10 protein-coding genes and 1 pseudogene are annotated in these 13,787 nt (G+C 59.7%); 10 read left to right on the forward strand and 1 reads right to left on the reverse strand.

Annotated elements, in window-relative coordinates; genetic code table 11:
- Positions 1-93: 93 nt before the first annotated feature.
- The 9 genes and pseudogenes from BLR63_RS08590 to BLR63_RS08630 all read left to right on the forward strand — a co-directional run bounded on the left by BLR63_RS08590 (position 94) and on the right by BLR63_RS08630 (position 11,128).
- Positions 94-855, forward strand: a complete 762-nt coding sequence (locus BLR63_RS08590; protein WP_010562725.1) for a PIG-L deacetylase family protein — start codon at positions 94-96, stop codon at positions 853-855.
- 245 nt (positions 856-1,100) lie between these two features.
- Positions 1,101-3,665, forward strand: coding sequence for an autotransporter family protein (locus BLR63_RS08595; protein ID WP_010562724.1), 2,565 nt, complete (start codon positions 1,101-1,103; stop codon positions 3,663-3,665).
- Between the two features lie 184 nt (positions 3,666-3,849).
- The gene (locus BLR63_RS08600) at positions 3,850-6,009 is read left to right on the forward strand and encodes a TonB-dependent siderophore receptor (protein WP_010562723.1); all 2,160 of its coding nucleotides are present in this window, start codon (positions 3,850-3,852) and stop codon (positions 6,007-6,009) included.
- A 383-nt stretch (positions 6,010-6,392) separates the two neighbouring features.
- A complete protein-coding gene (locus BLR63_RS08605) occupies positions 6,393-7,211 on the forward strand; it encodes a hypothetical protein (RefSeq protein WP_010562722.1) in 819 nt (272 codons plus the stop codon).
- A 176-nt stretch (positions 7,212-7,387) separates the two neighbouring features.
- Positions 7,388-8,119 carry a hypothetical protein gene (locus tag BLR63_RS08610; protein ID WP_010562721.1) on the forward strand — a complete coding sequence of 244 codons (732 nt, stop codon included), beginning with the start codon at positions 7,388-7,390 and terminating at the stop codon, positions 8,117-8,119.
- 159 nt (positions 8,120-8,278) lie between these two features.
- Positions 8,279-8,980, forward strand: coding sequence for a hypothetical protein (locus BLR63_RS08615; protein ID WP_231998148.1), 702 nt, complete (start codon positions 8,279-8,281; stop codon positions 8,978-8,980).
- 609 nt (positions 8,981-9,589) lie between these two features.
- Positions 9,590-10,210 (forward strand): LysE family translocator, encoded by a 621-nt coding sequence (locus BLR63_RS08620; RefSeq protein ID WP_010562719.1) that lies wholly within the window; start codon positions 9,590-9,592, stop codon positions 10,208-10,210.
- A 10-nt stretch (positions 10,211-10,220) separates the two neighbouring features.
- Positions 10,221-10,613 carry an ester cyclase gene (locus tag BLR63_RS08625; protein WP_010562718.1) on the forward strand — a complete coding sequence of 131 codons (393 nt, stop codon included), beginning with the start codon at positions 10,221-10,223 and terminating at the stop codon, positions 10,611-10,613.
- Positions 10,614-10,647: 34 nt separating this feature from the next.
- Positions 10,648-11,128: pseudogene (locus tag BLR63_RS08630) on the forward strand (VOC family protein).
- On the opposite strand, the gene BLR63_RS08635 reads toward BLR63_RS08630, so the two are convergent.
- Positions 11,125-12,030, reverse strand: coding sequence for an SGNH/GDSL hydrolase family protein (locus BLR63_RS08635; protein WP_010562716.1), 906 nt, complete (start codon positions 12,028-12,030; stop codon positions 11,125-11,127). The pseudogene BLR63_RS08630 and the gene BLR63_RS08635 sit on opposite strands and share 4 nt — an antisense overlap.
- 184 nt (positions 12,031-12,214) lie before the next feature.
- Between BLR63_RS08635 and BLR63_RS08640 the strand changes: the two genes are divergently transcribed.
- Positions 12,215-13,606, forward strand: a complete 1,392-nt coding sequence (locus BLR63_RS08640; protein ID WP_010562715.1) for a hypothetical protein — start codon at positions 12,215-12,217, stop codon at positions 13,604-13,606.
- Positions 13,607-13,787 lie beyond the last annotated feature (181 nt).

The following is a 13,787-nucleotide window of genomic DNA, read 5'->3' on the forward strand; positions in this document are numbered from 1 at the left end:
CAGCCATCACGGCGGAGCCTGTGGTGGATAAAAGCGCATCGTCCCGACAACGGGGCACGCCCCCCCGCATCAATCGACAAGGATGTGTCACCCATGAAGCTTGCGTCGTTAGGCGACAGTCGTCGCGGCCCCGCACAAATCTGGAACAGCGCGCCGCAGTTGGCGCAAATCCCTCCCATCGCCCCGGCCTCGCTGGTCACCCCAGGCGCACGCGTGGTGATCGTCGCTCCCCATCCCGGTGACGAGGTGCTGGCCTGTGGCGGTTTATTGCAATCGCTCAGCACCCTGGAACACCCGCTGAAACTGATCTCTATCACCGACGGCAGCGCCAGCCACCCCGGCTCCGATGTCTGGCCCGCCCGGCGCCTGAGCGTGGTGCGCCCTCAGGAAAGCGCCGAAGCCTTGCGGCGCCTGGGCATGCCCCTGCACAGCTTGAAGTGGATTCGCGGCGGTTTCTGCGATGACGCCCTGGCCGCCAGCGAAGCACAACTGAGTCAATTCATCGCGCGTTATCTGCAACCTGGCGATGTGGTGTTTTCCACCTGGCGCCACGACGGCAACGACGACCACGACACCGTCGGCCGCGCCAGCGCCAAGGCCTGCAGCCTGGTGGGCGCGCGGTTGTACGAACTGCCGATCTGGGCCTGGCATTGGCCCGCGCGCGAGGGCGCAATAATCCCCTGGCATCGGGCACGCAAGGTGCGCCTGGACACATGGAGCGTGGCGCGCAAACTCCACGCCGCCCATGCCTATGCCAGCCAGTTGGCGGGCGACCCTCAAATCGGCCTGGCCCCGATGCTGGCCCAGGTGCTGCTCGAACGCATGCGCGAGCCTTACGAGATCGTGTTCGTATAGGCATCCACCCGTCCGTACCTGTTATTTCTAACAGTAGCGCGCCGCTCAAGAGCCGACTAAGGTGCAAAAAGTCCTGCACAGCTTGAGGTGCAGTCGAGAAAGCCATGCCAACCCTTTGCATTGGCCGGTGTTTTCAGCTTCAGGTAACCCGCTGTCCCTGATCCGTATCGCGTTCGTCGTTGCCATGGCCTGAGCCCTGCCTGATACCCCTCGGGATACCAGGCCGTGTTGAACGAGGACGGATCATGAGCACACGACTCCCCCCCGTGGCCTGCCTCAGCGCCGCGATTGCCGCAGTGTCATGGTTGGCGTGCGCGCCCGAGCGGGCAACCGCCTGCCCGTTGACGATCACTGCGGGCGATGACGTGATCGAATGCACCAGCGGCGCCGCAGGCAGCCTGGTCGATCTACAAGGCAACAACAGCCTGATCTTCCCGTCCGGCAACGGCAGCGTCCAGAGCGTGACCTACGGCGCCGGCAACGACTTGATCGAGATGAATACCGCCGGTGCCGTGATCGGTGCGGGCGGGGTCAACATGGGCGATGGCGCGAATATCTTTCGATTGTTCCAAGGGCAGGTCAACGGCCCGATCGTGCAGGGTGCCGGTGCCGACGTGGTGCAGATCAGTGGCGGGCAAGCCGGCAGCATCAGCCAGGGCGCCGGTATCGACAGGTTTTCCATGAGCGCCGGTACCATCGCGTCGCTGGCGCAAGGCGATGGCCATGACATCTTTGCCATGAGTGGCGGCACCATCACCGGAGCCTTCGAAGACGGCGACGAAGCGTTGATGAGCGGCGGCACCATCGGCCGTGTCGACATGAAGCTCGACAACAACCTGTTCGACATGCGCGGCGGCACCATCGTCAACAACCTGGTCACCGGCTTTGGCGACGACACCATCCTGGTGTCGGGCACCAGTTATATCGGCGGCAACATCAGCACCAGCGGCGGCGCAGACATCATTACCATCAGCGGCGGTACGGTGAATGGGCAGATTCTTGCCAGTTTCGGTAACGACGCCTTCAGTTGGATCGGCGGTGGCCGGATCAACTCGGCGGTGCTGTTGGGCGCCGACAACGACACCGCGCTGCTGCAGAACCTGACCGAAGCCATCGTCGCGCACACCCCCGTGGTAGACGGCGGGACGGGCACCGACACGCTGACCTTCGATAACTCCCAGGTCGGCACGCCGGGTCGCTATGTGAACTTTGAGAACGTGCGGCTGGACAACAATTCGCAACTGAGCCTCGGCGGTACCTTCACCCTGGGCGATACCGGCACGGGCACCGGGACCATGACGATCTTCGGCAGCAGTGCGTTGCTGGTCAGCACCGGCGTCATCGCGCCCTTTACCCCCGGCCTGCTGACCACCCTGGACAACCGCGGCCTCATCGACATGACCAGCGGCAGTTCCAGCGCCAGCGACACCCTGACCGTCAACGGCAACTACACCGCCACCGGCGGCCACCTTGCGTTGCAAAGCGTGTTGGGTGACGACAGCTCGCCCAGCGACAAACTGATCGTCAGCCAGGGCACGCTCAGTGGCACCACGGACCTCAGCGTCACCAACCTCGGTGGCGCAGGCGCGGCGACCTTGCAGGACGGCATCCAAGTGGTGCAGGCCATCAACGGTGCCTCCGGCAGTGGCAGCGCCTTTTCTCTCGCAGGCCCGGTGTCGGCCGGCGCGTTTGACTATCGTTTGTTCAAGGGCGGCGTCACGGCCGGCACGGAACAAAACTACTACCTGCGCTCAACCATCCCGGTGGTTCCGCCCGGCCCGGTGATCATCGTGCCCTTGCCTACCCCGGTTCCCGGAGATCCCCCGCTGCCGCCCAATCCCGGCGACACTCCGATCCCCATCTACCGCGAGGAGGTGCCGATCTACGCGGCGCTGTTTCCGGCTGCCGACCAGGTGGTGCGCGGCATGCTGGGCACCTATCACGAGCGCCTGGGGGATCAGCGCCAGCAGCAATCCGGCGCCGTCCCGGCGGGCTGGGGGCGCGTGTATGGCAGCAGCAACCGCCAGAGTTTCGCCGGGACGGTCAGCCCGACGCTGAACAGTTCGGTGACGGGCTTCCAGGTGGGCAGCGATGTCTATGTCGACACCAACGACGCAGGCCAGACTCAGCGCGTCGGGCTCTTTGTGGGCCACAGCACCCTCAAAGGTAACGTCAAGGGCTTCAACGGCGGCTGGCAAGACCTCGATGCCGGCAAAACCACCCTGCGCGGCGACAGCCTGGGGGTCTACTGGACGTTGATCGGCGCCAACCAGGCTTACCTGGACCTGGTTTTGATGGGGACCCGCTTCGATGGCAACAACGAGTCGGACCGGGGCGTGAAGATGAACACTCGCGGACACAACGTGACGGCCTCCGCCGAAGTCGGCTGGCCGTTCCCCATGGTCGATCACTGGGTGGTGGAGCCCCAGGCGCAACTGATCGTGGGCAAGACCACTCTGGATAAACAGAACGATGGCATTTCCGATGTTTCCTACGACGCCGACACCAGCGTCACCGCCCGCCTGGGCGTGCGCCTGCGCAGTGAATACAGCGTCAGCGGCATGCCTTTCGAGCCGTATGTGCGGGCGAACGTCTGGCACACCAACGATGGCGAAAATAGCGTCATCTATAACCATGCCACCCGCATCGACACCCAACAGAAAGCCAGCACCGCAGAGGTCAACCTGGGCGCCACGCTGCAGGTCGCACCTGGGGTGAGCGTGTATGGCGAAGTCAGCTACAACCGCAATCTGGACAGCAATGCGTACAACGGTCACGAGGGCACGCTGGGGGTAAGGATGTCGTTCTAGATTCAGCCCTCGGCGTAGGAATAACGTGCAAGGCTGGCCGAGCGCCGCCCTGCCCTGGGTGAAAGACCGTTAACGGATTCTCCCCAAAGACTTTTTCATATGGAAATCTTCTGCCACAATCCTGAGAATAATTATCAACAGCATTATTATTCGCCAGAAATGGCGTTTCGGGAGAGGCAGGTTCATGTCGGTGCAACAATACGGCGGCAACGGGTTTTCATTCAATTTGATGGCCATGTCCATCTGTCTTGCTACCTCACAAGCGGCCTTCGCCGCCGAGGCGGAGACGCCCGCCACCACGCTAGAACTGGGGGCCACCGAAATCAGCGGGCAGCAACAGTTGGGCACAACCACCGAAGGCACCCAGTCCTACACCACCGGTGCGATGGCTACCGCAACCAAGCTTCCACTCACCCTGCGCGAGACCCCACAGGCGGTTACCGTCATTACACGCCAACGCATGGACGATCAGGCGATGACCAGCATCAACGACGTGGTCAACGCCACGCCCGGCCTGTTCCTCAACTTCTCCAGCGGTCCTGGCCGGCAGTCCTATACCTCGCGCGGTTTCGACGTTGACAACCTCATGTATGACGGCATCCCCAGCGGCTACAGCGGCTCTACCGTGGGCGCCCAGCCGAACCTGGCGATGTTCGATCGCGTCGAGGTGGTGCGCGGCGCCACCGGCCTGGTCACCGGCTCGGGCAACCCTTCGGCCGCCATCAACCTGATCCGCAAGCGGCCGCTGGACGAACAGAAAGTCACCCTCACCGGCGCCGCCGGCAGTTGGGACGACTATCGTGGCGAGCTTGACGCCTCCAGCCCGCTCAATGACAGCGGCACCCTGCGCGGTCGGGTCGTCACCTCTTACCGCGACGCCAATAGTTTCATCGACAACGCCGAGGAGTATCACGGCCTGTTCTATGCCGTCACCGAAGCCGACCTGAGCGAAGACACCACCCTGACCCTGGGTTTCTCGAACCAGAAGGACAAGACCAATTATTTCTGGGGCTCATCGATGATCGGCCAGGATGGCCATCACCTGAACCTGCCGCGCTCCTACAACCCTGGCACCGACTGGGAGAACAAGGACCAGGAGATCAACACGGTCTTCGCCGAACTGCGTCAGCGCCTGGCCAATGACTGGAACCTTCAGGTCAACGCCAACTACGCCGAACAGAACGCGCTGTTCTCCGGCTCCTACCAGTCGCGCTGGATCAACAACACAATGGCGCGTACGGTCTACCAGGCCGCCTACGATGAAAACCAAACGGGCATCGACGCCTTTGCCAGCGGGCCGTTCCAGGCATTCGGGCGTACCCACGAACTGGTGGTGGGCACCAGCAAACGCATCTACGACATGACCACCCACAGCTACAGCCCCTACGACAGGAACTGGCCGCTCACCGCAGGCAAACCGGACTTCGTCCACACCGGCGATGGCCGTACAGTCACCACCCAGGACGGTGTCTACCTCACCACGCGCCTGAGCCTGGCCGACCCGCTGAAGCTGATCCTCGGCGGACGTCTGGACTGGTACGACTACGACAACCGCGATGGCAGCGGCGACTACAAGGTCACGCGTAACCTCACGCGCTACGCGGGCCTGATCTACGAGCTGGACGATCATCACTCGGTCTACGTCAGCTACAGCGATATCTTTACGCCGCAGAGTTCCAAGGACGCCTCCGGTACCCCGGTCAAGCCCATCGTCGGCAAGAACTACGAGGTCGGCATCAAGGGCGAATACCTGGGCGGTGCGCTGAATGCCAGTGTGGCGCTGTTCCGCGTCGACCAGCAGAACCGCGCCGTGCAGGTGTTCGTGCCAAACTGCCCGCAAACCTCCTGCTATGAAGGCTCCGGCGAAATCCGCAGCCAGGGTATCGATTTTGAACTGCAAGGCGCATTGACCGACAACTGGCAGGTCGGCGGTGGCTACACCTACGCGCGTACGCACACCATCAAGGACGATGCCAACCCGCAGAAGGTCAACAAGCAGTTCGACACGGACACACCGGAACGCCTGTTCAAGCTCACCACCCGCTACAACTTCCAGGGCCCGCTGGAAAGACTGCGCGTGGGCGGCAACATCTCCTGGCAGAGTCGCATGTACAACGACATCGCCCTGGCTGATGGCAGCACCTACCGGCTCGAACAAGGCGCCTACGCCGTCACTGACCTGATGGCCGGCTACAAGGTCAGCGACCACCTCGACCTGCAACTCAATGCCAACAACATTTTCGACCGCCGCTATTACTCATCCATCGCCAACTCTGCCAGCTATGGCGGCGACACCTACGGCAACCCGCGCAACATGATGCTGACCGCCAAGTACAGCTTCTGATCCACCACGCTTTTTTGGCTGCCCGCTCGGGCAGCCGTTCTTAAAATCCCCTTCGGCACACTGCAATGTGACTTGCTCCAGGCCAGTCCCATGGCGCACGAATGAATACCTGCCCTCGCGTGTTTGCAGTGTGAAGAACGATCAGCTCAACGGGCGCTACGGTAACAATACTTAGGCACCCGTCAATTAGCCGCTAGACTACCGAAGCAAGTTGAAAAAAGCTTGACGATACAAACTAACCAAAAAAATTTGATTCGGAATCAATGGGCAGCCGTTGTAAACCATGCTAATTGGCGAATGCAGGGCTGCCCAGGAATGTATCTAACTTCGTCATTTAGCATGCGAGCACTTTTTCTATGAACGGATGCAGAGGAAGTTTTGCGATGACTGACACGAACATCAAGTATCTTGGTCATGACCTTATTGAATTATCTGAAATCCAGTTCGCCAGGGACACATTATTATCCAGCGAAATGTTCAAGCACTCTCCACGCATGAGTCGTTTGCTGGACTATCTGGTTGAACAGGCCATTCTAGAGTCCGTCAGGGATACCAGCGAATACGCCATAGGCATTGGTGTGTTTGACCGTGATCCGCAGTCGTACAGCACGGGTGAAGACCCGGTGGTACGCGTCCAAGTCGGACGTCTGCGGGCAAAACTAAAAAATTACTACGCCACATATGGATGCAACGCCAAGGTCAAAATCGTGGTCCCTCTGGGGTGTTACATGCCGACCTTTCATCGTGGCCCGGTGAATGCCAAAGGGGCTCAGCACAGCGGTATTTTCTGTATCAGCCCATTCAAATGCCTGTCCTCGCAGGTAGGCTGGGTGTGTTTTACCGAAGGGCTGCATGAAGAACTGACCCATCATTTGTATAAAAACCTGGGGCGAAAAATAATCGTCGAATACGCCGACACCTGCAGAGCCTATTCCCCCGAAAAAACAAGCGCCGCGTTTCCATGTGACGGTGTCGGCCTTCGCCTGGAGGGTAGTGTTCATGTCGATTCAGAACGCGTTAGAACTTTTGTACGCCTGATCGACGTAACAACGGGTTATGTGGCCTGGTCGGAACAATTCAACCGAGCCGCCTATACCGCCATTGCCCATCAACAGGAACTAGCGTCATCTATTTGTTACGCACTGCAGGGTTTTCTCTCCATAGACAGTGGAATAGCACCCGCTCACGCGCTGACTACATAATGTTGGCACAGCGTTACAGTAACGATACTTATCAATACCCCCTCATCCCCCTATGCTTTTAACCGAATCACCGGAATTCGCAAACAACTAACGAAACTTCCGGCGGTTCAAATAGCCAGTCGCGTGGACAGAACGGCTGACAAACTTTAATGCGTTAAGGATTAACAGGTGAAAAAATGACTACGTTCACTATAGAGTTTGACTTCAATTCGGCCGATCAGAAGGCCGTGCTCAGTGCGTTACAGGCTCAGGGTTATAATTTGCTGGCGTATAAGGGCGCAGTAGGACCCAACCAACTCACGGCCGGTGTGCCTACGTGGTTCTCTGTCCCGTTCGGCACCATGTTCGGGTTGGTCGACATTGATTACGAGCCAAAGTACAAGCTGTACGTCACCACCCAAGGCAACATCGCAGCCGATACGACGATTCAAATGCAGTCCATTTCCACCGCCTTGTCCCTGGGCAGTGCGCAAACCTTCAACAGCGATGGCAGCTTTGTATCGGGCGGGGTTGCCAATGTGCCAGCCGACAGCCTGGGGCTGTTCAATAATCGTCCTGCCGGTACCCCCCCCCTGACTGTTGGCCTCGCCGGCCTTGTCAACACGCCATCGGGGGGTGCCCAGTACCTGCCGTTCTGTGCATTTACCCTGAACCCCCAGGGTTCAATCATGATGAAACCGCTGGAAACCATCTTGCTGGTAGCCGCCCAGCAAAACCTAAAGTCGGGGAACGTCCAGGCCAGCGTCTCGGCGCCTGGCTGCACCTTCGCGTTTTCCGCCAACATCGTCGAATACTATCTGGAAGTGCTGCCAAGCACGTACGCCATCACCAATCAGGGCGGCAAACCTTCGGTGTCGCCGGTCAGTTCGGGTTCGACCATTGGCACCATTGTTAACTCGGGCAGTTGACCGGGTTTTACCCAGGGGTATCGCACCCGTCTCCGCCTTGGCGGAAACGGGTGTTCTTTATTCGCGCAGAGGTGTCCTGTGTCTCAATACAGGTCGTGGATTTTCGTGTGCGCAGGCTTGGCAGCGGGTCTATTTGCCCAGATAGGCCAAGCAGGCACATTGCAGTTGACCCTCTATCTAGATATCGATGCCAGGCAATTTCTGAATGCCAGCCATCAATCAATTCTCATCGTTGTCCCCAACCCAGCGTCCGAAGCTGACAATACCGTGATCGCTTTAACCTTGCCGCCGCCTATCGCAGACTCGATGAAGCTGATCATTGAACCGGACAGCAATCTCTATATCGCCAATGGCACCGTTAGTTCCGTCGACGTCATTAACATGGGCCTTATAACTTCGGTGCTCTATGGCAACGCCTATAGCTTCAATGGTGTGCAAATCAATGGAGACGGTAAAGGCAAGGACGGGACGGTAGGTATCTATTACGAAGCCCCTTCCAACTCGCAACCCCTGATCACGGGGTTGGCTTTATTTATGTACGACAGCGCATCCGGCAAACCCTCAGCACCGTCGCCGATCAACACTTTTACCCTCAACCGTTTTCAATCTCGCTATATATCGCAGCCTGCCTCGATCATATGGGTCTTGGTCGGCAGCGATATCAGCAACGGCAGTGTAATTCCAACCGGGGCGTTCAAATCCGCGACCTCTTATTCAACGTATTCCAATACCTCGCCAAGAACACGTTCGACTTTTCAACTCAGCCGCTACCTTGAAGTGACCTTCAATGCACAGAATCAGGCGAGCATTCATTTCGACACCTCCATCAACGCATTCGCGCCGGGCCCCTACCCCAACTAGCACGCTACGGTAACGATACTTACCGAGCGCGTCTCACTCACTTTAATCTCGAACAGTGGGTTATGAACCGGTGGTGTTCAATACAAGTGCCAGACAGCCGATCAAACGACCCACTTCTCAATGACGTGTAAAGGATGGATGCCAACATGACGGAAGTATATAGCTCTGCCACAGGAACGGTCGTTGCAAACGGCGGCCCCTATGTAAGCGTAGGCCTGCATCTGTGGGATGTTCCAAACTGCCTTCCCTTGAACGGACCTCAAGTCAATGAACGTTACCTCCTGAGGGACGGTGATACTCGACCCCAGATTTCAGTGATCTGCATTGCACAGGGTGCGCCTGGAATCCAGACGGCGAGCTTCAGAGAGGTGTAGCAATACCGGGGCGCGCCTGGCTTGCGTTGCCCCGTCCTCCGGCACTCACGCACCGCTGCGAACGTGTGCGCAACCGCTCAAGCACCTCATTTCGCAAGCTGCATGACCACACCCGGTAACAACATCTTCGCCCCATCGACCACCCGTTGACGGTCAGCCCCACACGCCCACATTGTCCAACGCCCCCCGCCGCCCTTATCCTCACCCTCCCCACTGCCGCGATCCCGGAGCCGCCATGGACCTCGCCACCCTCGCCCTCTTCCTCCCCGCCTGCTTCGCCCTGAACATGGCGCCAGGCCCGAACAACCTGCTCTCCGTGAGCAACGCCACCCGCTACGGCTACCGCGCGTCCTGCCTCGCCGGCATCGGCCGCTTGCTGGCCTTCGCCGGAATGATCGCCCTCGCCTCCGCCGGCTTGGCGGTGGTGCTGCAAACGTCGGCGTTGTTGTTCTATGGGATCAAGATTCTGGGGGCGGCCTATCTGGTTTATCTGGCGGTTCAGCTGTGGCGCGCCGATCCGCAGGCGCAGGCTGAATCGACGGCGGCAAAAGTGGGATTGTGGGCGCTGGCGCGTCAGGAGTTTCTGGTGGCGGCGGGCAACCCGAAAGCCATCCTGATCTTCACCGCCTTCCTCCCGCAATTCGTGGTGCCCGGTGAGCCGATCACTCCCCAGTTCACCTTGCTGGGTGCGATGTTCCTGATGCTGGAGTGGATCGCCATCAGCGCCTATGCCTATATGGGCCTGCACATGCGCCGCTGGTTTGCCGAGCCGCGGGGCAAAAGGTTGTTCAATCGCTGTTGCGCGGGGCTGTTGGCGGCGGCGGCGTCGGTGCTATTGATGGCGCGCAGGGCTTGAGGGAATACCCATGACCAGGACCGAACTGTCCGACATTTACCGAGGCTACATCGACTGCCTCAACCAGCAGGACTGGGACCGTCTGGGGCACTTCGTGCACCCGGACGTGACCCACAACGCCAATCCGCTGGGCCTGGAAGGCTACCGGGCCATGCTCGAACGTGACTTGCGCGAGATTCCCGATCTGGCGTTCCACATTCAACTGCTGATCTGCGACCCGCCTACCGTCGCCAGTCGCCTGAATTTCAACGTCACCCCCAAGGGCGTGTTCTTCGGACTGCCGATCAACGGTCGCAAAGTGACGTTCTCCGAAAACGTGTTCTACACATTCATCGACGGGAAAATTGCGCACGTCTGGTCAGTGATTGATAAGGCGGCGATCGAACAGCAGCTCGGCGTCTAGACTCCATATACCCCGTCACACATGGAGACCGACCATGCCCCGCAAAAACACCGTCTGCCTCTGGTACAACGGCACCGCCGAGGAGGCGGCCCGTTTCTACGCCAACACCTTCCCCGGACAGCACGGTGGACGCGGTGCACCTGGCGCCCGGCGCCTATCCCTCCGGCAAACAGGGCGACGTGCTGACCGTGGAATTCACCGTCATGGGCATACCCTGCCTCGGCCTGAACGGCGGCCCGATCTTCCCTCACACCGAGGCGTTTTCCTTCCAGGTGGCCACCGATGACCAGGCTGAAACCGACCACTACTGGGACGCCATCATCGGCAACGGTGGCCAGGCCAGCGCCTGTGGCTGGTGCAAGGACAAGTGGGGACTGTCGTGGCAGATCACGCCTCGGGTATTGACGGACGCCATATCCAACCCCGACCCGGTGATTTCCAAACGTGCCTTCGAGGCAATGATGACCATGAGCAAGATCGACATTGCCGCAATAGCCATCGCTATCACCGGCTAAGGCCGTGCGTTCAGCGTTTCCAGCATAGCTCTGGCCGCCAGTGCATGTACTTTGCGCGTGGGGTGCCATTCGTCCCAGTAGTAGTGCGCGTCGGGGTCTGTGCACACCGGTTTCACATCCGGGTAAGTGGCCTGGCATGGCGTATCAAGGTCCTTGAAGCCATGGGCCGCCGGGTCGGCGCGCAATGCATCGCTGAATGCCAGATGATCGAAGTAGCGCACGTTCACTCCGTGCAGTTGCGCCAATACGACAGGCAGGTTTTGTGCCAGCAACTGCTGATACTGGTTCGCGTTGGCGACTTGGTGGCCCTGTACTACGGCGGGCACGTGACTCAGGTCCGTGGTGCCGACGACCATCACTTGCCTGGCTCCCGCCGCCGCCAACTGCTCTACGGCGTTGCGGATGTTGGCCAGGCTCGACGTGCTGAGTGCCTCGATAGATTCGGGGTGAGAGAAATCAGCCCATTCGAAAAAGTCATTGGCGGAGATAAAGATAAAGTACAGCGCCTTGGGATCTGCCCGGTGCGATACGGCCGTCTGCAAGTATTCGGCGATTTGTCCCAGGACCCCGGTGTCGCGGGATGGCATCATCCAAGCGTAATAGTTGCCATGACCACTTTTGGCACCGCCGACCGCGTAGTCGGTCAAAGGAACCTTCAACGCCTTGGCCAAGCCTTCGACGGCGGTCTGGCCATTGCTCCAGCGCCCCTTCCAGTAAAACGGACCTGGCAACACCTGCGCATCCTTGACCTGCTGCGCGACCAAGCGGGCGGTGAGCATGTCACCCGCGCCGTTGTCGGAATAGCTGTCGCCAAAGGCATAGAGGTGGTCGTAAGGAGTCGCACCGAACGCGGTGGATACAGACAGTGTGAGCAGAGCAGCCAGACACGCGCGTCGAATCATCGAAGTTCTCCTGGAAAGTCCGTACACACTAACGGCTCGTTGAAACAGCGGCAGGTTGATTGCGACCCGAACATATCCGACGGCGGCCGCGCCACCGCTTTACAGGCATCCACAACACCCGGTTAAAGATTCGCCGCCACCCGCCGTCACCCTGACATCCCCGAATGGACTCAATGAGGCTCTTGTGCGCGTTTTAACTTCCCTTTTGCTTGCCGGTGGCATCGCCACCCTGTCCGGTTGCGCCACCCAGGCCAACAGAGTCGATCAACTGATTGCCGGCACGCTGGCCCAGCCACTGGTCGAAAACAGCGTCGTGCGCGAAAGCGACCTGCTCAGTTTCGAACTGCTGATGCCCGAATCCAACGGCGGCGTGCGGCGCACCATGCAGTTCGAGGCCGCGTGTTCTTCAGCGCAATTGCACCTGTTGTACCTCGATGGTGCCCAGCGGGTGTATCCGCTGAAGGCCGGGCGCTACACCGAAGCGCGCAAGATGTCTGCCGAGCTCTACGCCAAGCTCGCCGCCAACCCAACGTTCGTGCGCGCCTGCGCCGACACACCCAAGCCTGACTGGCGCCTGGTCAAGACTGACGAGCGCGGCAACTGGGTGCTGATCGACGCTGCCAGCGTCAAGACGGTGAAGGATGAAACCCGCTTCTGGGCCGCCTTCGATAACCCGACGGTGCTCAACGACCTGCCCTACGACGCGCCCTACGCGCAAAAACGCGAGCACTTTGCCGTGTCCTGCGCGGGCGGCACCTACCAGGAACTGGCCGGTTACGATTTGGATGTACGCAATCGAGTGAGTGACGGCCGGGTCGACAGCTTTCCAACGCCACGCAATATCAGCGGCAGCGATGGCGACTACGCGCTGCTGTTCAAGCAGGTGTGCACCAGCCCGGAAAAAATCGCCACGTTGCCGGTGTTCAAGCCGCGCTTGAAGGCGCCCCCAGTCATCGCCCTGACCTCTGTGCAGCCCCAGGTGCTCGCCGCGCTTGCGCCGTTCAACCAGGACAAGCCGGCGCACACATTCAAGTACCTGCGCCTCACCGGCACCTCGACCATGAAAGGCAAGACCAGCAACGAGTTCAGCGAACAGTTCATCAGCCCGGATGCGGCCAGCGGCCAACTGTCGATCGCCCACCGTGGTGACGGCTACGAGTCGCAATCGGTGAGCTGGCGCAACCTGATACAGCTAGTGTCGAAATCCACCTTCGGCGGCGCAGGCATGGCGCAAAGCACAACGCTGACCCAGTTGAGCCTCAGCGGTAACTGGAATGCCCTGCCGGTGGGCGACACCGTGGTCTACGAGCTCAACCGCTCGACCCTCAACAGCCTGGTCGGCACCTATGACCAAAAGCTGGTGACGCGTTGCGTGGTCGAGCGCCAATTGCAGGCCAGCGAACTCAACCCCAACCTGCTGGGCAGTGCCAAGGCCCTGTCGTGCCGCACCGACGACGACAAGTACAAGCGGGTTACTCACCTGTACTACCTGACCGACTACGCGTACTTCCTCGAGTCGAGCACGGACAAGAACGAGTTTTTCTATTCCGATACACGCATCGACCGCTTTGAATAAACCCGTAGGATAAACACACCGTTGACACATCCTGTAATCTTCGCTGAAGATGAAGCCCTTCTTCAGGGTGTGTCAGCCAATGTCCGCAATGTCCTCCGTTAACCTCTCCGTCGTTGGCTTGATTGCCAAGGCGCAAGGTTGCGTTGCGCGCACCCTCAAATCGAAGAAACAGTCGCTCATG

This window comes from Pseudomonas extremaustralis (assembly GCF_900102035.1).
GTDB lineage: Bacteria > Pseudomonadota > Gammaproteobacteria > Pseudomonadales > Pseudomonadaceae > Aquipseudomonas > Aquipseudomonas extremaustralis.

Coding starts and splice junctions, on each gene's coding strand:
- BLR63_RS08590 (WP_010562725.1), top strand. CDS start 94: ATGAAGCTTGCGTCGTTAGGCGACAGTCGTCGCGGCCCCGCACAAATC.
- BLR63_RS08595 (WP_010562724.1), top strand. CDS start 1,101: ATGAGCACACGACTCCCCCCCGTGGCCTGCCTCAGCGCCGCGATTGCC.
- BLR63_RS08600 (WP_010562723.1), top strand. CDS start 3,850: ATGTCGGTGCAACAATACGGCGGCAACGGGTTTTCATTCAATTTGATG.
- BLR63_RS08605 (WP_010562722.1), top strand. CDS start 6,393: ATGACTGACACGAACATCAAGTATCTTGGTCATGACCTTATTGAATTA.
- BLR63_RS08610 (WP_010562721.1), top strand. CDS start 7,388: ATGACTACGTTCACTATAGAGTTTGACTTCAATTCGGCCGATCAGAAG.
- BLR63_RS08620 (WP_010562719.1), top strand. CDS start 9,590: ATGGACCTCGCCACCCTCGCCCTCTTCCTCCCCGCCTGCTTCGCCCTG.
- BLR63_RS08625 (WP_010562718.1), top strand. CDS start 10,221: ATGACCAGGACCGAACTGTCCGACATTTACCGAGGCTACATCGACTGC.
- BLR63_RS08635 (WP_010562716.1), bottom strand. CDS start 12,030: ATGATTCGACGCGCGTGTCTGGCTGCTCTGCTCACACTGTCTGTATCC.